A 19,955-nucleotide genomic window follows, 5' to 3' on the forward strand; every position below is an offset into this window, starting at 1 on the left:
TTAGTTTAAAAGTGAAAAAATTATAGCGATAACACCAACAATTGCGCAATAAATGGCAAAATAAGAAAGCTTGCTTTTCTTTACTAAAGAAATCATCCAAGTACAGGCAAATAACCCAGCAATAAAAGCGGCAATAAACCCTGCGGAAAGCGATGTTAAGTTATGCGTTTCATTAATTAAATCCCCACTTAAAAGATCTTTAGCAATTTTTCCGAAGATTAAAGGAACAACCATTAAAAAGGAAAAACGTGCGGCTTTCGTTTTATCATTTCCTAATAAAACAGAAGTAGAAATAGTTGCACCAGAGCGTGAAATTCCTGGTAGCATGGCAATTGCCTGAGAAATACCGATTATAAAAGCATTTTTAAAAGTCACCTTTTTATTGGTGTCTTTTGCTTTATCTGCTAAAAATAGTAAAGCTGCTGTTACTAGTAGCATACATCCAACAAGTAAAATGTTACCTCCAAATAAAGCTTCAAGTTGTTCTTCAAAAAACAAACCTACTACAACGGCAGGAAGCATAGAAAGAGCAATTTTAGATACAAATTGTAAATCTTCGTTCCACTCGAATTTGAAAACACCTTTAAGTAAACTAAGGATGTCCTTTCTAAAAACAACAATGGTGCTTAAAGCAGTTGCAAAGTGTAAAACGACGGTAAAGAGTAGGCTTTCTTCTGGAACCGAATTGTCGCCAAGTATGGCTTTACCAAGTTCTAAATGGCCACTGGAGGATACAGGAAGGAACTCTGTTAATCCTTGTATTATTCCTAAAATAATGGAGTCTATAACATTCATGTTGGCAAAAGTATTAAAATACTATTACCAAATGTTATTTTGGACTTGTAATTTGAAGATTAAACGTTTGTTTTTTTACTTTTATTTGGATTTAAGAGAATCGCGTAAATTTGAAATCCAAATCCAATAAGTACTAAAGTTGGTGCCAATCTAATTCTTCTCCAGCTAAAAATTTCAGGATTAAAAACGTTGGGATCATCGCTTCCTCCGCCAGACATTAAAATAAAACCTAGCGCAATACAAGCTAAACCAATAAACATGAATTTATAGTTTTTTCTTCCGAAGATAAATTCACTTGTGTTCTGTTCTTTACGTTTTTGTTCTCCCATTTTATTTAAATTCTGTAATCGTATTCGGTTTTACTTGCGCAAAGTAACGGTTTTATTTAAAATTTTTAAGTTAAGAGAATCTAAAATTATTCCTTTTCCTAATTAATACAACTGATCTGTTTTCAAATTCAAGAAACGTTGTGTGGCAAAAAAAGTGGAAAACCATGTGATTATAATTCCTAAAAGAAAAATACCAGCAAATAAAGCACCAATTAAAATAGGATTACGCATTAAATCTAGTTCTGGAAAAGTTAAGTTTAAATAGTATAAAACAACGGCCATTCCTAATAAGGCTATGATTGCTCCAATAATTCCTAATTGCACACTTTTCCAAACAAAAGGTCTGCGAATAAAACGTTTAGTTGCGCCAACCATTTGCATGGTTTTTATGGTAAATCGTTTTGCATACACAGCCAAACGAATAGAACTATTAATTAATAACACAGCGATTAAAGTGAAAATCCCACTAAGTATTAAAACCCAAAAGCTTATTTTTTTAACGTTGTTATTCATTAAAGTCACCAAATCATTATCATAACGTACTTCGTCTACAAAGTTTTTGTTTAATGCTTCTTTAGCTATTTCTTCTAAATGTTCAGACGTTACGTAATCTGCTTTTAAATGCACATCAATAGAGTTTTGTAAAGGATTGTAGCCTAAAAACTCCATGAAATCCTCGCCGTTTTCGGCTTTCATAGATGCTGCAGCTTGTTCTTTGGTTACGTAATCTGTAGATTTCACGTAATCTGCCAAAGCCAAACTCTTCTCCAATTGCTTGGTTTCTACCTCTTTTGCACTATCTTTTAAATAAATAGTTACCACTACTTGCTCTTTAAAATGATCGGAAACCTTTTTAGCATTAAGAATAAGCAAACCTAACAGTCCTAATAAAAATAGGACTAAAGCAATACTTAATACAACCGAAAAGTAAGAGGATATTAGTTTACGTTTCTGGTATTTTTCAAAAGATGCGCTCATAAAAAGGATTTGTTAATGATGTAAAAATAATAAAGAAAATGAAAAGAAACTTTAAAAGATGCAAGTCTTTTATTTTCCAATAAAAATGTCTTTACCAATATTTCGAGAATCTCATAAATTGAAGCTTAATTTTAATAATTAAGCAACTAGTTTCTATACTGTAATTATTATAACGTTTAAACTTTTAATAGTGTTGTAATACCTTTAACTTTGGTGTACAAGTAATTCTGTAATTCCTACGTATTTGATTCACGATTTAAAAATTTCTCGTCCTGGTTTGTGGTTTCCCACCATATGGATTTATTTAGTTCCTTTTAGTTTGGAGTCCGATTTTTGGTACGATACTAATTTTTGGATTGGTTTGCTATTTGTTACTTTTCCTTTGAATTATTTGGTATACGGCTTGAATGATTATAACGATTATCTTTCCGATGAAATCAACGAGAGAAAAGGAAACTTCCTGTTTGGAGCAAGATCAACAAAACAACAATTAGCTTCCATTATTAAAAAAGTAGTGCTCATAGTATCTCCTTTTGTTATCTATTTCACTATTGTTTCCGGGTTTAAAATGCTGCTATTATTGTTATTTATGATAGTAATAAATATAGTGTATAATTTTAAACCTTTCCGCATAAAAGAGCGTCCGCCTTTTGAAATTTGTATTCAAATGGGTTATGTTTTTACTGCTTTTTTTAGTGTGCAACTTAATGGTTTACAAGATTTACCTTGGCAAACTATTGTATACCTAACTTTGTTTGCCTTTCAAGCACATATTGCAGGAGAAATCATGGATATTGAACCAGATTTACAAGCAGGAAAGAAAACTACAGCCACCGTTATAGGAAGAAAAAACACAAAACTAGTAATGTTATTTCTATTATTGGTTGAAACATTTATTCTTTCCTATTGGTTTGAAGACTATATTTTAGCAGGATTTTTAGCGATTTTCTCCTTGTGGCTAGTTTTGGATACTTTTGTGTTTTTTAAAGAAAAACCATATACGCTTTCGCAAATGAAACTCTTCGGAATTGCAATGAATGTCTCTGCAATTTTATCCATGATTTGGATATTATATTCTGGAAAACTGATGCAACCCGTATTTTGATTACGCTTCCTTTTACAGTCTTAGAATAAACCGTAAATTTGCGCTTTAAAAAAAGTAGTTGGGCACTAGTAATACGTAATTAGTAGCTTCGCTTTTTCAAATTTAAATTATCTTTTGCTTATTAATACTGTTGTCTCTTGGAGTGCAGTCGAAAGGTAAAAATGAAAAGACATATAAAATGCAATACCATTTCAACAAGATTGAAGCCAAATGGCAAAAATATTGGGCAGAAAACCAAACGTTTAAAGCCTCAAATACTAGTGATAAACCAAAATATTATGTTTTAGATATGTTTCCTTATCCGTCAGGAGCAGGATTACATGTTGGTCATCCATTAGGGTATATCGCAAGTGATATTTATGCGCGTTACAAACGTCATAAAGGGTTTAATGTTTTGCATCCACAAGGGTATGATAGTTTTGGTTTGCCTGCAGAGCAGTATGCTATTCAAACAGGTCAACATCCTGCAGTTACCACAGAAACGAATATAAAAACCTATAGACGACAGTTAGATCAAATTGGTTTTTCTTTCGATTGGTCTCGTGAAGTGCGTACCTCAAGTCCAGAATATTACAAATGGACGCAATGGATTTTTATTCAGCTTTTTGACTCTTGGTACAATAATGAAAGTGATAAAGCGGAAGAAATTTCAAGTTTAATTGCTGTTTTTGCTTCGGAAGGAAATGCAAATGTTAACGCAGTTTGTGATGATAATATCGAAGTGTTTTCCGCGGAAGCATGGAATAATTTTAGCCAAAAAGAACAAGAAGAAATTCTTCTTAAATATAGATTAACCTATTTAGCAGAAACCGAAGTGAACTGGTGTCCTGCTTTAGGAACGGTTTTAGCAAATGACGAAATAGTAAATGGGGTTTCCGAACGTGGTGGACATCCTGTACTGCGTAAAAAAATGACGCAATGGTCGATGCGAATTTCGGCGTATGCAGAGCGTTTATTACAAGGACTAGATACTATCGATTGGACAGATTCTTTAAAAGAAAGTCAAAGAAACTGGATAGGCAAATCGGTTGGAGCATCGGTAACTTTCAATGTCATTGCGAGTGAAACGAAGCAATCTGTTACTTCAGAAAAAGAAGTTATAGAGGTTTTCACAACAAGACCAGATACTATTTTCGGAGTTAGTTTTATGACTTTAGCTCCAGAGCATGAATTAGTATCTAAAATCACAACTCCAGAGCAAAAAGCAGCAGTAGATGCTTATATATTAGCAACTGCAAAACGTAGCGAACGCGATAGAATGGCAGATGTGAAAACCATTTCTGGTGTATTTACAGGAGCGTATGCAGAACATCCTTTTAGTAAAGAGCCAATTCCGGTTTGGATTGGAGATTACGTTTTAGCGGGTTACGGAACAGGAGCAGTCATGTCTGTGCCTTGTGGAGATCAAAGAGATTACGATTTTGCAAAACATTTTAATATTGAAATTCCAAACATTTTTGATGGAGCAGATATTTCTGAAGAAGCATTTGCATCCAAAGACAATGTGAAGATTGCAAATAGTGATTTCCTTAACGGAATGAACTATAAAAAAGCATCCAAACGTGCTATTTACGATTTGGAGCAATTAGGACAAGGAGAAGGGAAAACAAACTATAGATTGCGTGATGCTGTGTTTTCTAGACAAAGATATTGGGGAGAACCATTTCCAGTATATTATGTGAATGGAATGCCACAAATGATTGATAAAGCGCATTTACCAATCACATTACCAGAAGTAGAAAAATATTTACCAACCGAAGAAGGCGAACCACCTTTAGGTCGTGCAGATGTTTGGGCTTGGGATACGAATACAAATACAGTGGTTAGTAATGACCTTTGTCATTCCGCACTTGATGCGGAATCCACTCCAGACAACGGCATCTATCCCCTAGAACTAAACACGATGCCAGGTTGGGCAGGAAGTTCTTGGTATTTCTTTAGTTATATGGAAGAAAAAGCCAAAAGAGGCGAAGACTTTGCTAGTGAAGATGCACTTAACTACTGGGAAAATGTTGATTTATATATTGGAGGAAGCGAGCACGCTACCGGACATTTATTATACTCTCGTTTTTGGGTGAAGTTTTTAAAGGATAGAGAATTTGTAAAAGTAGAGGAGCCTTTTAAAAAGTTGATTAACCAAGGAATGATTTTGGGGACTAGTGCTTTTATTTATCGTGAAGATGGAACGAACACATACCTTTCTCAAGGTTTAATTAAAGATAAAAAAGTAGCTCCAATCCACGTAAAAGTACAATACGTGAATGCATCGGATGAATTAGATATTGAAAGTTTAAAGAATGATGCGGAGTTTGGAGCAGATTATAAAAATGCGGAATTCCTTTTAGAAAATGGCGTTTACAAAGTAGGTCGCGAAGTTGAAAAAATGTCGAAGTCCAAATACAATGTTGTTAGTCCAGATGCGATTTGCGAACAATATGGAGCAGATAGTCTTCGTTTATACGAAATGTTTCTTGGTCCTTTAGAGCAAGCAAAACCTTGGAATACAGCAGGAATTACAGGAGTGCATGGTTTCTTGAAAAAACTATGGAAATTATATGTTGGTGAAAACGGATTAAACGTGAATGATGCAGCGCCAACAAAAGACAACTTAAAGACATTACATAAAACCATAAAGAAAGTAGAAGAAGATATCGAGAATTTCTCTTTTAATACTTCGGTTTCTACTTTTATGATCGCGGTTAATGAGCTTACTGCGCAAAAATGTACGAGCAAAGATGTGTTAGAACCTTTATTAGCTTTAGTTTCTCCGTATGCACCGCATATTGCTGAAGAATTATATAGTCAGTTAGGTAATGAAGGATCGATATCTACTGTGGCTTTTCCTGAATTTGATGCTAGTCATTTAGTAGAAAGTAGTAAGAATTATCCGATTTCTTTTAATGGTAAAATGCGTTTCACTATTGAACTACCAATGGATTTGAGTAAAGACGAAATTGAAAAAGCAGTAATGACCAATGAAAAAACGATTGCGCAATTAGAAGGGAGAACTCCTAAAAAAGTTATTGTAGTTCCTGGTAAAATTGTAAATATTGTAGGGTAATATGAAATTTAGATTCGTATGTTTTATTTTTTTGTTCGCTTTTATAGGATGTTCTAATGATGATAATGTGGAACCGGATTCTTATATATTTGAAAATATTATTGGTTCATGGGCATATGACACGATAAAAATTAATGGCACTTTATATTCTTATGATCATACCGAAGGATGTACTAAGGATTTGTTTCAGTTTTATTTTGAAGAGGGAAAAGAGTTTGATTTCGAAGAAGATGTAGTTTTAAACTGTGGTAGTTGTGCTCCTTGTGCTTTAAGTAGTACAAATTTAAGATGGCATTTACAGGCAGATATTATTGATCTTTATTTTGGAGAACAACTTGTGACTAGTTTAAAAGTACTTGAAGTAGACGAAACCTTAATAAGATATAGACGTTTTTATGATTACGATCAAGATGGAACAATAGATGAAATAGAAGTGGTTGGTGTACCATATAATCCATATGATTAACACATTATTATAATTTAATATTAATACAATAGTCTAAATAATATACATTTAATGGATTCTTTCGAAAGAGAGAATCCATTTTTTTATACTTTAGAATAAAATAATAATTATGAAATGGCTTTACTTCTTTGTTTTTCCGCGAAAGCGCAAGACAAGGTTTTTCCAGAAGATTATTTCGGCATTTATAAAGGCGATTTAGAAATCACTAATGCTAAAGGAAAACAAAGTATTGGTATGGAATTCCATTTAATGGCTTCCGATTCGGTAGATACCTATATCTATAAAATTGTTTATATTATGGATGGAAAAAGGAACGATCGTAATTATACGTTAAAGGCAATAAATAAAGAAAAAGGTGCGTTTGCTGTGGATGAAAATAATGGGGTATTATTATCTGCAAAATATATAGATAATACGCTGTATAGTGTATTTGAAGTGCAAAAGAACTTACTAATTACCACCGAACGATTTTACGCCGATAAAATGATTTTTGAGATTGTATTTTCTGGTAAAAATCTCGAAGAAAAAAGTGGCGGCGTGAGTGAAGAAATCCCCGAGGTTATTAGTTATCCCGTAACAGTAACACAAAAGGCAACTCTTATCAAGCAATAAACTGGTATTAAACTAAATTTTATAGAATAATTATATGGGCTTAAAACTAAAGAGAAATGATAAAATTGGATTGTTTTTCTTTGTCGCTTTTGTGCTTAGTACCACGTTAACATGGCTTTTTGAAGAACGATTTAATGAACAACAATGGAGAAGTGAACGTACTACACGATATAAGTTGGCAGCCGATATTATGGAAAGTGAATTACTAATTGGTAAAACCAAAAAAGAGGTTATTGCATTATTAGGGCCAGCATCACCTTCTACACTAACAGGAAGCGAACACCTGCTGTATGCTTTAGGAAAACCACCTAGTTTTTTGGAATCAAAAGCAGAAAAACTTGTTATTATTTTTGAAAATAGTTTTGCAATAGAGGTCATTCATTTGCAAGAATAACTTTTTTAGGTAAGAAATAAAACAAGAAATAAAAGGTGAGTAGTTACATTTCTTTTCATTAAAAACTGACAAAATTTCTTAACGAATATTTGGCTTATTTTTTGCTATACTAATAGTATATTTAAACACTAAAACGAAAATAAATGATTGGATATTATATATTAATAGGAGCAATAGCGCTTGTAAGTTGGTTGGTAAGTAGCCAATTAAAGAAAAAATTTAAAAAATACGCACAGGTACATTTGCGTAATGGATTAACTGGTAGAGAGATTGCCGAAAAAATGCTTGCAGATCATGGTATTACAGATGTAGAAGTTATTTCTACTGCAGGACAATTAACAGATCATTACAATCCGAAAAATAAAACAGTAAACTTAAGTGAAGTGGTTTACAATCACGCCAATGCGGCTGCAGCAGCAGTTGCCGCACATGAATGTGGTCACGCCGTACAGCATGCGCAAGCATATAGTGCACTCGGTATGCGATCTGCCTTAGTACCAATAGTTAGTGTGACTTCTGGTATGTCACAATGGTTGGTTATTGGAGGATTAATTCTTGGTGGAGCAGCAGGAATGGGAATGGGGTATTGGGTTGCCGTTGCTGGTTTAGTATTTATGGGCTTTGCTACTTTGTTTAGCTTTATTACTTTACCTGTAGAATATGATGCAAGTAACAGAGCTTTAGCTTGGTTGAAAAATAAAAACATGTTAACACAGGAAGAATATGCAGGATCTGAAGATGCCCTTAAATGGGCTGCTAGAACCTATTTAGTTGCAGCAATTGGTGCGTTAGCTTCCTTGTTATATTGGGCACTTCAAGTGTTTGGTGGAAGAGATTAATAAAAACATATAGAGTAAGAAAAAAGAGACGTTAATTTATTTTAATGTCTTTTTTTTTATTACTTTTCAAATTAATATAAAACAAACATTTATGGAAAATCAAAATATAAATCCTTTTCAAGAGGAAGAACCTAAAGTACTTGTTGTTACATTAGAGCAAGTAGATCGTGTTGCTTTTTTTAAACAAACCTATGCACATGTTGCTGGTGGTGTTTTAGTGTTTATTCTTTTTGAATATTTATTATTGCAAAGTGAGGCTATTGTGAATTTTGCGTTATCCATGACCGATGGTTTTAAATGGCTAATCATGCTAGGAGGCTTTATGTTTATTACTAATTATGTGGAAAAAATGGCTTTAAAAACGCCAGATAAAAACAAGCAATATTTAGCGTTTGCAGTATACATTTTGGCCGAAGCATTTATTTTTGTTCCAATGATTTATATTGCAGCTTTTTATATGGACTCTGGTCCTGAAATATTACAGCAAGCCGCAATTGTAACCTTATCTTTATTTAGTGGTTTAACTGCCGTAGTTTTTGTAACGAAAAAAGATTTTTCGTTTTTAAAAACAGGCTTAACAATTGGCTTTTTTATTGCAATAGGATTAATAGTAGCAGGAACGCTTTTTGGGTTTAACCTAGGCCTGTGGTTTTCTGTAGGTATGTGTTTATTGGCTGGTGGTTCTATTTTATACCAAACCTCTAACTTAGTAAATAAATATACAGAAGATGATTATATACCAGCAGCATTAGGCTTATTTGCTTCTTTAATGTTATTATTTTGGTATGTATTACAAATTTTTATGTCGAGAGATTAAGTCTTAAATATAATAATAAAAGCTCCTTTTAAAGGAGCTTTTATTATTTAAAAACTAGTATTATCTAAAGAAACAAGTTTGTTTTTTAAAGCGTAAATAACTAGACCAGCAACATTTTTAGATTCTGTTTTAAGTAGTAAGTTGTTACGATGACCTTCTACAGTTCTTGGACTTATAAAAAGTTTTTCGCCAATATCAACAGTTGTATATTGTTTGCAAATAAGTTCTAAAACTTCAATTTCTCGTTTGGTGAAATAATTAGTGTCAAACGTAGATTTTATTTTTTTGTCTTTAGGGTTGGTAATACTTTCATGAACATATTGCATGACCTTTCCATCGTAATAAAAGCCTTTTTCATAAACCTCTTCAATGGTTTTAATCATTAAGGCAGGTGTACTGTTTTTTGCTAAATAGGCAACAGCACCAATCGAAATCATATTTAAAATAAAAGGTTTGCTAAAATAACTAGTAAGTGCAATTACTTTAATTTCTGGAAATTCTTTATGAATAATTTTAGTGACTTCCACGCCATTTAAATTGGGCATTTTAAGGTCGGTAACTACAATTTCTGGCAGTATTTTGGCGTCCCGTAATTGTTGTATTAGCTCTTCGCCGTCTTTAGCGTCAAAAAGAATGTTAATGCGTTCTTCGTTACCCAAAATGGCTTTTAATCCTTGAAGGAATAAAAGTTCATCATCTGCTAATGCTATATTTATTTTATCCATGGTATTTGCATTGTATTATAAAAAGGCTACCATTGTTTTCTGTACTTTCCATTTTAAGCGATCCGTTTAAAATTTTAACGCGGCTATTTATGTTTTGTAACCCAATGCCACTTTTTTTACTAATTTCTTTAACATTAAAACCAACACCATTATCTTGATAACGTATTTTAAAGCCAGTGGTATTTTGTTCCATATAAATGGCTAATTCATTGGCTTTTCCATGTCTTATAGAGTTGTTCATTAATTCCTGAATAATTCTAAATACATGTAATTGGTTGGTTCTAGTTAATTTACTTAAATTTTCAATGTTATGCTCTATTTCTAATGTAGTATTAACCGAAAAGTCATCAAATAATTCTTCTAAAGCAACTTTAAGTCCAAATTCATCTAAAATAGGAGGCATTAAATCATGTGCAATTTTTCTTGAACTCTCTAGAGTTGTAGCTGTTATTTCAAGTATTTGGTTTAACGAAGCTTTCTGTTTATCATTAATAGATTTATCTGTTAAAAGCACATTGGTAGACAAGCTAATTATATTGAGCTTAGAACTAATGGCATCATGCAGGTCTTGCGCAATACGTTTGCGTTCTATTTCTTGAATAGCAATAGAAGTTTGTAATATTTTTTGCTGATTTTCTAACTTCATAGCAGATTTTTCAAGTTCTTTTTGCACTATTTTTTGCCTGGAATAATGAAAAAACAGAATTAACCCAGTAGTAATTAAAACTAAGAATATGATTCCGTAAACCAGGGTTTGAATAATTAATTTTCCGTTTTCCATAAGCTCTTCCTCCATTCTATTAAAATTAGTATTAAATAGCCTACATAAAACACTTTATTCAGGAGCCATACATTAATAGATAATGATCTGTCAACAGCAGAAACCATTAAATTACCTAAGATAAAAATCAGTGTACTAACCGATAAATAAATAAGAACAGCGGCATTTATGTACATGAATTTTCCAGTTTTACCTAAGGAGTTATACAAGTGAATAATGGAGTATACCACCAAAGGAAATGAGCTTATAAGGATTTCTAATAAGTTGAATCTATTAAATAATGATATATTATTAAAATATTGAATACTTAAAATTAAAGCAACTAGAATAAAAATTAGATTCACCCAATTTTGTTGTTTTTTAGTAAAAAACTCTCTATAAAATAAGGAGAGGAAAATAAACTGAAAAATAAAATAGAAGTGGGATAAAAACAAATTGTCTTTTTTCAAACCTAGACTTCCCTGAATATTAATTAAAATAATACTACCAACTAATACGCAAAAGGTGAGCGCTAAATAGATGCTATAATATTTTATCGCTTTATTTTTTTTGTCTTTTAAATAGCTATATGTATATAATGTTGCGTTTATAAAAAGTAATATAATGCTAAGGTTTTGTAAAACACCATCAATTAATTTCATTTCCTTTTTTAAGGTTTGTATAAAGGACTAGTGGGATCACAATTATCTGGGCATGGAGTAGTAAAATCGTATACACCACTTCCTTTAATAGCTTCCTCTTTTTCTTCTGTTGTTTCGGGACATACTTTATTTATTACTAAATCTTTATGTATTCCTTTTTTATCTTTTAATGTGCCTACAAGAAGTAATTTTTCAGTTAAAGCGGAAGGTTTCTCGTTCGCAGGACGTTCAATTGCCATATAAGCACGAACGCTGGAATCTGTTAAATCCTTTTTAATGAAATAGTTACCATCCGATTTTTTGGTTAAAACGGCCATCTCTATTAGGCAATCTATAAGATCAACGGCAGGAATTAGAAATGCTTTAGCATGAGATTTATTCTCTTCTTGCCATTTTTTTACCCAGTCTTTTGCGTCACAGATTTTAATTGTACTCATAATTTAAGGTTTATTTATTAATAGACTTTAAAGCTACAAGATATTTTTATTAAAACAGATAAAAATAAAAAAACAGGTATTTCTACTCGGTTTTTATATCAAGTAAATTCGCTTATGCATAAGCGCTTAATAATCAGTACTTTTGATTTATTATTAACCAATTAAATAAATATATTATGGATCCATTTATGGCACAAATTATTTTGTTCGGAGGCACTTTTGCACCACGTGGGTGGGCATATTGCGACGGACAATTATTATCAATTTCGCAGTACAGCGCTTTATTTTCTTTAATAGGGACTACTTATGGGGGAAATGGAAGAACAACATTTGCTTTACCCGATTTAAGAGGTAGAGTTCCTGTACATGCTGGGACAGGTCCAGGGCTACCAACTATAAAGTTGGGGGAAAAAGGAGGTGAAGCAACTGTGATACTTAAAACGACCGAAATGCCTATGCATAATCATGTTGCAATTACTCGCGCTGTGAGCCCAATTCCTAGAGGAGGTGGAGCAGTAGCAAATCCGGAAAACGCTTACAATGCAGATGGTGGTGTTTATGCAGCGGGAGCAAATGCACAAATGGCTGCAGATGCTACAGTTGTCGGGGATGCTGGTGGTAGTCATCCACATAACAATATGCAGCCTTATACCAGTATAAATTATATTATAGCATTACAAGGTGTTTTTCCATCTAGAAGCTAAAAATATAATATAATCAAACTGAATTAAAGGATGCTGCCAAATTGTTTTTTGTCGGTATCCTTATGCTATTAATTTTAAATATGTTTATTATGAAAAAAGAATACAATTTAAAAAAAGCAATCTTCAAAAGTATTCCTGTTTTTTGTCTTTTGCTATTGTTTAGTTATTCTGTAAACGCTCAGAATATAAATTTTACTATTGATATGGCGCAAGATGATGGCGTAAGTATTACGGAAACACTAATAGTAGGATCTGATACGTATGTGTTGCTAATTGATGTTCCTGATTCAGGAGCTGAGACTTTATTTGAATTAAGTAGTGGTGATTGGGGGTTTTATTATGGTAGTGGCGGGGATAATGTAAATACATTTACTCTTACACTTACTAAGAATGGGATTTCTACAAATTTTAAATTAAATGGAATCGATTATGATACGGTAGAGGATGGATTTATATCCATTTTAAATCAAGATAATGCAGAGATTTCAGGGAGTCAACAATATCTAGTGGGTTTTGGTGCAATTAATATAACGAATCCAGCTAATGCTGCAGATATTAGTGGTTTTAAGATTATTCAACCGGATGTTTCTGATAATACCGATTTTGTATTCCATAATATTAATGTGGATATAATACAAGCTTGTGTTCCTCCAGCAGGAACAGCAACTTTTGTGAGTCAAAATTGCGGAGCAGGAACATTTCTTGCTCAAGTGAGTGTAACAGATTTAGGAGGTGGCACACCATCTATTTTTGATGGTACAACAGCTACCACAGTTCCTGCAACAGGTGTTTACAATTTTGGACCTTACCCAACAGGCACGCCAATAAATTTTACTTTACAACATGGAGGTGATACGGATTGTGATGTAAATTTAGGCTCCATATCAGATACGTGTCCGCCACCTTGTTTAGCTCCAATAGGAACAGCGGCCTTGAGTTCTCAAGATTGTGTAGCTGAAACATTTTTTATTGAAGTAGATGTAACAAATTTAGGAAGTGGAGGAAATCCAGTAATATTTGATGGTATTTCATCTATACCTATTACAGCTACAGGAATTACTATACTAGGACCTTATTCAAGAGGAACAGTAATACCAATTATTTTACAACACGGCAGTGACATTACTTGTGATGCAGATTTAGGAATGGTTTCTTCTACATGTGATGAAATTATTTTCACTATAAATACCGCTGTCGATGATGATGTAGCGGGTGTTATAACAGAAACAATTGTTAAAGATGGAGATACTTATGTGTTAACAGTAGATCATCCTGGTAGTGAAACACTAGATAAACTTACTTCAGATTGGGTTTTTTATCTTGGTTCTAGTGGCGCAAATACAATAGAGCCATTTGTTTTAAATATAACAAAAAATGGATTTCCAACTAATTTCACTTTAAAAGGGATAGAGTATAATACTGGAGAAGCGGGTATAATAACTCTTACAAACCAAGATGACGCTGAAATAGCTAACCCTATATTATACCCTACGGGCTCTGGAACAATAAGTATTTCTAATACAACAAATGCTTCAAATATTTCAAGTTTTAATATTGTGCCTAATGATGCGGATGATTTAATTGATTTCGGATTTGATAATATTAAAGTAGATATTTTGGATACTTGTGTGGCAGGAGTTGCAACAGCAATTTTAGGAATTCAAGACTGTTTAACTAGAGAGTTTTTTGTAGCTGTAGATGTTGCCAGTTTAGGTAATGGAAGTCCAGCGATATTTGATGGTACAATAAGTACTCCAATTACTACAACAGGAACGATGAATTTTGGGCCTTATGCGTCTGGAGCATCCGTAAACTTTACATTACAACATGGAAATGATGTTACCTGCGATGTCGATTTGGGAGCTGTAACCTTTACGTGTCCAGTACCTGCTAATGATTTATGCACAGGAGCTATTGCTGTAACATGCGGTGAAACGGTTACTGGTTCAACAATTAACGCGACAGATAGTGGAGATAACCCTTCTAATGATGTGTTTTATTCGTTTACCGATACCGTACTGCAGGATGTTGTTTTATCGCTTTGTAATTCTACTTATGATACATTTATTAGAGTATTTGATGATTGTCCACAATCTAATCAAATTGCATTTAACGATGTTTCCAATGATTGTCCTAGTGGTCAATCTGTAGTTACTTTTACTGCGCAACCAAACATAACATATTATATTATGTTAGAAGGTAATGACATGGATGCTGGTGAATATGAGATGATCGTAAACTGTATTCCAAATGAACCAGCTCCAGGAAATGACTTATGCGCAAACCCAACAGCACTTATACTTGCTGCAACATTAACAGGAGAAACTACAGCGGGAGCAACCGATAGCTCAACAGGTGAAGATGATGATACAAGTTGTAACCCATATACATTTAAAGCCGATGTTTGGTACACTTTTGTAGCGCCATTATCTGGAGAGGTTACCATAGAAACAACAACTTCGGGTACATCTACAGCGGCTAGTATTGCTTTATACCCAAATTGTGGGCAATTAGATGCTGAAGCATTAGGGTGTGATATTGGAGATGCTACAGGAGCAAGTCTAGTTGTTACAGGTTTAACTTCTGGTGTCACTTATTATATTAGAGCATGGAGTGATGGTGTTGCCGGATTAAGCAGACGACGTCTAGAAGGTACTTTTGATATCATCGCATTTGATCCAACGGCATTAGCAATAACCGATTTGGATAACGATACTTCATTTAGTTATTATCCGAATCCAGTAAATGCAACGCTAATATTGAATGCTAATAGAGAAATATCTAATGTGAAGGTCTTTAATATGATAGGGCAAGAAGTATATAATAAAATAACAAATAGTTTAGAATTGGATGTCGACATGTCTAATTTACAAACCGGTGCTTATTTTGTTAGCGTAACTATTGGTGATGTAACCAAGACCATACGCGTGATAAAAGAATAGCTAATTAGTAAAAATAGTTTTAAAAAAGCTCCTAAAGTAATTTAGGAGCTTTTTTTATATCTTAATTTGTCGGTCAATTTGTTGGTCTAAAGAGATGAAGGTTTCTGTTCTTGATACGCCTTCAATAGATTGAATGTCTTTGTTTAAAACATGCATAAGGTGTTCATTGTCTTTACAAAGAATCTTAATAAAAATACTCCAGTTTCCTGTGGTGTAATGACATTCTAAAACTTCAGGTATTTTTTTAAGTTGTTTTACCGCTTCAGGATTGCTCATGGCTTTGTCAAGATATACACCAATATAAGCCATGGTAGTATAGCCCAATACTTTTGGGTTTATTATAAATTTTGAACCTGCTATTAATCCAGATTTTTCTAGTTTACGAAGTCGTTGATGAATAGCTGCACCAGAAATACCAACACCTCTAGCAATTTCAAGAATTGGTGTTCTTGCATCTTCCATTAAAGCACGTAGTATTTTCTTGTCTATACCATCTATAAGAATGTTGTTATCTATCGTTTTCATTACAATTTGTTTGTATTTCCGTAAAAACGGAAAATTGTTTCATATTAAAACATAAATGTACAGAAATGATTTGAAACTGAAATAAGATTTCGCGTTAAGGATTGAAGTGGCATCCTTTTTTGAGGTACGAGAAAAAGATATAACGGAAAGCCTGACATTTTTTTCCTGCAAGGTTTTAGAAACCTTGCAGGTTTAAAAAATGAAACGCCATAAAAATTTTAAACGTGTAAAGGATTGTAGCCTAGATACGGCACTTCTTTTTCGTGAAAAACAATACCGTACTCTTCTAATTCTTTTAATATTGGTGTGTACACCTCTTTATTAATTGGGATTTGTACACCTGGAGTTGTGATTTTTTCGTTTAGAATGGCTAGTGTTGCTATTGCTACTGGTAAGCCAACGGTTTTTGCCATTGCGGTATAGGTTTGGTCTTCACCAATGGTTACCATGGTTGCATCTATTTGGTGTTTTTTACCATCTAATTCGTACCCAAACTTGTGGTACATAACAATCATATCTTTATCGTCTGGATCTAATGTCCAGCTATCCATTAATATTTTTTGTAGAATTTGTGCAGGAGTTGCTTTTTTAAGCGCTACCATTTTAGTTTTACTAAAAAGGTCTAACTCTAAATATTTATCCCAAACCACATCATCTTGGTCTATTTTAAGTGCGTGTCTAAATTTTAGCTCTACAGAATCTGTAGGACTGTATGGTAAAAACGCATTTACAAAATCACGATAGCTCATGTTTTCGCTATCGTCTATGGTGTAGCTATCATCTGTCATACCTAATTGCACAAATACATTCCATGCTCTAGAAAAACCAACGCGTCTAATAGTGCCTCTGTAAAGCGTTTTTATAGTATCTAAACCATAAACACTTTGGTATTTTAGGGAATCTCTATTGGCATACCCTTCAAATTTACCATAGCCTTCTACTTCTAAAAATTCGGTACGTCTAAAAAGTCTATTGTATGGTATGTATTTATAGGTGTCTTCTTGTAGAAATTTTCCGGCGCCACCTTGACCTGCTAATACTACGTTTCTAGGATTCCAAGTAAATTTGTAGTTCCATAAATTATTATCACTTTCTGGAGCAACTAGTCCGCCAGTAAAAGATTCGAATAAAATCATTTCGCCGCCTTTTTCTCTAATTTTATCAATGACTTGCATGGCGCTCATATGATCAACTCCTGGATCGACACCAATTTCATTCATAAAAACAAGCCCTTTGTCTTTTGCAGCTTTATCTAATGCTTGCATTTCTGGACTTATATAAGAAGCAGTAACCATATTTTTATTAAAAGTAATGCAGTCTTTGGCAACTTCTATATGAAATCTAGCAGGTAGCATAGAGACTACAATATCTGCATTTTGTATGGCTTCTTGACGGGAATTTTTATCAAAAACATCTAATAAAATAGCTTGGGCATTTTCATGATCCCCAATTAATTTTTTAGCGTGTGTAAAGTTTATATCGCCAACTATAATTAATAAGTCTTCTGTATTTGATTTGTCTAATAAATATTTAATAAGGTAAGAGGATGATTTTCCGGAACCAATGACTAAAATCTTTCGCATAATGAGAATTGTTGAGTAATTTTGTAGTTACGAATGTAATAAATACTGTGGCTAAATTAAACGAAATACATAATTATATGAACAAAAAATTATTAATTACCGGTGCTGTTTTTGGTGTAATAGGAATTATACTAGGTGCATTTGCTGCGCATGGCTTAAAAGAATTAATTTCGGAAGCGTCTCTACAGTCTTTTGAAACTGGTGTGCGTTACCAAATGTATCATGCCTTTTTACTTATAATATTGGGAAGTGTACAAGTGATACCAGAAAAAGCCAAAAAGACTATTTTTATACTAATAGTAGTAGGTGTTTTGTTTTTTTCAGGATCCATTTATGGTTTAGCAACAAATGCACTAACCAGTGTTGATTTTACTAAAATTGCATTAATTACACCTTTGGGAGGCCTTTTGTTAATTATGGTTTGGGTTATAATGTTGATAAACTTTTTAAAACTAAAGGCGGATAATTAAGGTTTTAGATGGCTACTTTAAAATAAAGTTTTAATTTTGCATCTTAAACAACACAATTAAAATATGGTTAATCATACTCAAGTAACGAAAACGATTTCGTTAGAACAATATGGAATCAAAAATGCAAAAGTTAATTATCAACTTTCACCAGGGCAGCTTCATGATATTACTGTTGAAAAAAAACAAGGTGTTACGGCTTCGTCAGGAGCGCTAGCAGTAAATACAGGAGAGTTTACTGGTAGGTCACCAAAAGATAGGTTTATAGTTAAAGATGATGTCACTAAAGACAGGGTATGGTGGGGAAACATTAATATTCCTTTTGATTCAGACAAATTTGAAAAGCTATATAATAAGGTAGTAGACTATTTATCTAACAAAGAAATTTTTGTAAGAGATAGTTATGCTTGTGCAGATAAAGATTACAAATTAAATATTAGAGTAATAAATGAGCATCCTTGGACGAACATGTTTGCTTATAATATGTTTTTACGCCCAACGGAAGAAGAGCTAAAAGACTTCACTCCAGAATGGACTATAGTAAATGCTCCAGGTTTTATGGCAGATCCAGAAGTAGATGGAACACGTCAACATAACTTTGCTATTTTAGATTTTACTAGAAAAATCGCTTTAATTGGTGGAACTGGTTATACCGGAGAAATTAAAAAAGGAATTTTTTCTGCATTAAACTTTATACTTCCAGTATTTAAAAATACATTACCAATGCACTGTAGTGCAAACGTAGGTAAAGATGGAGATACTTCTATTTTCTTTGGTCTTTCTGGTACCGGAAAAACAACATTATCTACAGATCCAGATAGAAGTTTAATTGGTGATGATGAACATGGTTGGACTGCTGATAATTCGGTGTTTAATTTTGAAGGAGGTTGCTATGCTAAAGTCATTAACTTATCTCAAGAACAAGAACCTGAAATTTATGCTGCAATTAAAAGAGGAGCTATTTTAGAAAATGTAATAATGGATGATAAGGGAGTGGTAGACTTTGCTGATACTTCTATAACACAAAATACAAGAGTTAGTTACCCTATTTATCATATTGAAAATATACAAAAACCTTCTATAGGTAAAAACCCAAAAAATATATTCTTTTTAACAGCAGATGCTTTTGGTGTGTTGCCTCCAATTTCGAAGTTAACTCCTGGGCAAGCTGCATACCATTTTATTTCTGGTTATACTGCTAAAGTTGCAGGAACAGAAGCAGGAATTGATGAACCATTACCAAGTTTTTCTGCTTGTTTTGGAGCGCCTTTTATGCCGTTACATCCAACAAAGTATGCGGAAATGTTAAGTCAGAAAATGAAAGATTCTGGAGTTAATGTTTGGTTGGTAAATACCGGTTGGACTGGTGGTCCTTACGGCGTTGGATCTAGAATGAAATTAAAATATACTAGAGCAATGATTACTGCTGCTATGGATGGAAGTTTAGAAGCTGCAAATAAAGATAGTTATCATGTACATTCTGTTTTTGGATTGAAACAACCAAGAACCTGTCCTAATGTGCCAACCGAAGTGTTAAGTCCGAGAAGTACTTGGAATAATGACGAAGGGTATTACAAGACAGCTTATAAATTATCGGACTCTTTTAGAGCTAACTTTAAACAGTTTGAAGCCAATGCAAATCAGGAGATTATGGATGGAGCTCCAAATGTGGAGAAATAAATAGGTGAACTACGGTAATATTTGTTGAAGAGTAATAGTAGTGTTTTTTTTATAACTTAACTTTATACCTATAA

Annotated in this window: 20 protein-coding genes; 11 read left to right on the forward strand and 9 right to left on the reverse strand. The window is 33.2% G+C overall.

Features of this window, described 5'->3' with window-relative positions; translation table 11 throughout:
- The 3 genes from ACVCXO_RS08840 to ACVCXO_RS08850 all read right to left on the reverse strand — a co-directional run bounded on the left by ACVCXO_RS08840 (position 1) and on the right by ACVCXO_RS08850 (position 2,102).
- Positions 1 to 795, reverse strand: coding sequence for an undecaprenyl-diphosphate phosphatase (locus tag ACVCXO_RS08840; protein ID WP_452229228.1), 795 nt, complete (start codon positions 793 to 795; stop codon positions 1 to 3).
- Positions 796 to 854: 59 nt separating this feature from the next.
- A complete protein-coding gene (locus ACVCXO_RS08845; protein WP_452229229.1) occupies positions 855 to 1,124 on the reverse strand; it encodes a DUF3098 domain-containing protein in 270 nt (89 codons plus the stop codon).
- A gap of 102 nt (positions 1,125 to 1,226) precedes the next feature.
- Positions 1,227 to 2,102 (reverse strand): cell division protein FtsX, encoded by an 876-nt coding sequence (locus ACVCXO_RS08850; protein ID WP_452229230.1) that lies wholly within the window; start codon positions 2,100 to 2,102, stop codon positions 1,227 to 1,229.
- Between the two features lie 244 nt (positions 2,103 to 2,346).
- Between ACVCXO_RS08850 and ACVCXO_RS08855 the strand changes: the two genes are divergently transcribed.
- The 7 genes from ACVCXO_RS08855 (at position 2,347) to ACVCXO_RS08885 (ending at position 9,396) form a co-directional block, all read left to right on the forward strand.
- Positions 2,347 to 3,207: a UbiA family prenyltransferase gene (locus ACVCXO_RS08855; protein WP_452229231.1), complete on the forward strand. Its 861-nt coding sequence runs from the start codon at positions 2,347 to 2,349 to the stop codon at positions 3,205 to 3,207.
- A gap of 178 nt (positions 3,208 to 3,385) precedes the next feature.
- The gene (gene leuS / locus ACVCXO_RS08860) at positions 3,386 to 6,268 is read left to right on the forward strand and encodes a leucine--tRNA ligase (protein ID WP_452229232.1); all 2,883 of its coding nucleotides are present in this window, start codon (positions 3,386 to 3,388) and stop codon (positions 6,266 to 6,268) included.
- A gap of 1 nt (position 6,269) precedes the next feature.
- Positions 6,270 to 6,734 (forward strand): hypothetical protein, encoded by a 465-nt coding sequence (locus ACVCXO_RS08865; RefSeq protein WP_452229233.1) that lies wholly within the window; start codon positions 6,270 to 6,272, stop codon positions 6,732 to 6,734.
- A gap of 114 nt (positions 6,735 to 6,848) precedes the next feature.
- On the forward strand, positions 6,849 to 7,346 hold the full coding sequence (locus ACVCXO_RS08870; RefSeq protein WP_452229234.1) for a hypothetical protein: 498 nt from the start codon (positions 6,849 to 6,851) through the stop codon (positions 7,344 to 7,346).
- 34 nt (positions 7,347 to 7,380) lie between these two features.
- Positions 7,381 to 7,740 (forward strand): hypothetical protein, encoded by a 360-nt coding sequence (locus tag ACVCXO_RS08875; protein ID WP_452229235.1) that lies wholly within the window; start codon positions 7,381 to 7,383, stop codon positions 7,738 to 7,740.
- Positions 7,741 to 7,883: 143 nt separating this feature from the next.
- Positions 7,884 to 8,579, forward strand: a complete 696-nt coding sequence (locus ACVCXO_RS08880; RefSeq protein WP_452229236.1) for a zinc metallopeptidase — start codon at positions 7,884 to 7,886, stop codon at positions 8,577 to 8,579.
- A gap of 91 nt (positions 8,580 to 8,670) precedes the next feature.
- Positions 8,671 to 9,396, forward strand: a complete 726-nt coding sequence (locus ACVCXO_RS08885; protein ID WP_452229237.1) for a Bax inhibitor-1/YccA family protein — start codon at positions 8,671 to 8,673, stop codon at positions 9,394 to 9,396.
- Positions 9,397 to 9,443: 47 nt separating this feature from the next.
- Here the strand turns inward: ACVCXO_RS08885 and ACVCXO_RS08890 are convergent, their stop codons facing one another.
- Genes ACVCXO_RS08890 through ACVCXO_RS08905 form a run of 4 tightly spaced genes read right to left on the reverse strand, consistent with a single transcriptional unit; the run spans position 9,444 to position 11,980 of the window.
- The gene (locus ACVCXO_RS08890; protein WP_452229238.1) at positions 9,444 to 10,121 is read right to left on the reverse strand and encodes a response regulator; all 678 of its coding nucleotides are present in this window, start codon (positions 10,119 to 10,121) and stop codon (positions 9,444 to 9,446) included.
- The gene (locus ACVCXO_RS08895) at positions 10,114 to 10,902 is read right to left on the reverse strand and encodes a sensor histidine kinase (protein ID WP_452229239.1); all 789 of its coding nucleotides are present in this window, start codon (positions 10,900 to 10,902) and stop codon (positions 10,114 to 10,116) included. Before ACVCXO_RS08895 ends, ACVCXO_RS08890 begins: the two co-directional genes overlap by 8 nt.
- Positions 10,884 to 11,543 carry a hypothetical protein gene (locus ACVCXO_RS08900; RefSeq protein WP_452229240.1) on the reverse strand — a complete coding sequence of 220 codons (660 nt, stop codon included), beginning with the start codon at positions 11,541 to 11,543 and terminating at the stop codon, positions 10,884 to 10,886. Before ACVCXO_RS08900 ends, ACVCXO_RS08895 begins: the two co-directional genes overlap by 19 nt.
- A gap of 8 nt (positions 11,544 to 11,551) precedes the next feature.
- Complete coding sequence (locus ACVCXO_RS08905) at positions 11,552 to 11,980, reverse strand: hypothetical protein (RefSeq protein WP_452229241.1); 429 nt, start codon at positions 11,978 to 11,980, stop codon at positions 11,552 to 11,554.
- 176 nt (positions 11,981 to 12,156) lie between these two features.
- Between ACVCXO_RS08905 and ACVCXO_RS08910 the strand changes: the two genes are divergently transcribed.
- Both ACVCXO_RS08910 and ACVCXO_RS08915 read left to right on the forward strand, forming a co-directional pair.
- Entirely contained in the window at positions 12,157 to 12,684 is a 528-nt protein-coding gene (locus ACVCXO_RS08910) for a phage tail protein (RefSeq protein ID WP_452229242.1), read from the forward strand.
- An 89-nt stretch (positions 12,685 to 12,773) separates the two neighbouring features.
- Positions 12,774 to 15,626, forward strand: a complete 2,853-nt coding sequence (locus tag ACVCXO_RS08915; protein WP_452229243.1) for a T9SS type A sorting domain-containing protein — start codon at positions 12,774 to 12,776, stop codon at positions 15,624 to 15,626.
- A gap of 54 nt (positions 15,627 to 15,680) precedes the next feature.
- Here the strand turns inward: ACVCXO_RS08915 and ACVCXO_RS08920 are convergent, their stop codons facing one another.
- Positions 15,681 to 16,151 (reverse strand): Lrp/AsnC ligand binding domain-containing protein, encoded by a 471-nt coding sequence (locus ACVCXO_RS08920; RefSeq protein WP_452229244.1) that lies wholly within the window; start codon positions 16,149 to 16,151, stop codon positions 15,681 to 15,683.
- A 218-nt stretch (positions 16,152 to 16,369) separates the two neighbouring features.
- Positions 16,370 to 17,734, reverse strand: a complete 1,365-nt coding sequence (locus ACVCXO_RS08925; RefSeq protein ID WP_452229245.1) for a saccharopine dehydrogenase family protein — start codon at positions 17,732 to 17,734, stop codon at positions 16,370 to 16,372.
- A 77-nt stretch (positions 17,735 to 17,811) separates the two neighbouring features.
- Between ACVCXO_RS08925 and ACVCXO_RS08930 the strand changes: the two genes are divergently transcribed.
- Together ACVCXO_RS08930 and pckA are read left to right on the forward strand one after the other, a co-directional pair.
- Positions 17,812 to 18,204, forward strand: a complete 393-nt coding sequence (locus ACVCXO_RS08930; protein ID WP_452229246.1) for a DUF423 domain-containing protein — start codon at positions 17,812 to 17,814, stop codon at positions 18,202 to 18,204.
- Between the two features lie 63 nt (positions 18,205 to 18,267).
- The gene (gene pckA, locus ACVCXO_RS08935) at positions 18,268 to 19,881 is read left to right on the forward strand and encodes a phosphoenolpyruvate carboxykinase (ATP) (RefSeq protein ID WP_452229247.1); all 1,614 of its coding nucleotides are present in this window, start codon (positions 18,268 to 18,270) and stop codon (positions 19,879 to 19,881) included.
- Positions 19,882 to 19,955 lie beyond the last annotated feature (74 nt).

The sequence above is a fragment of the Lacinutrix sp. MEBiC02404 genome, assembly GCF_053601575.1.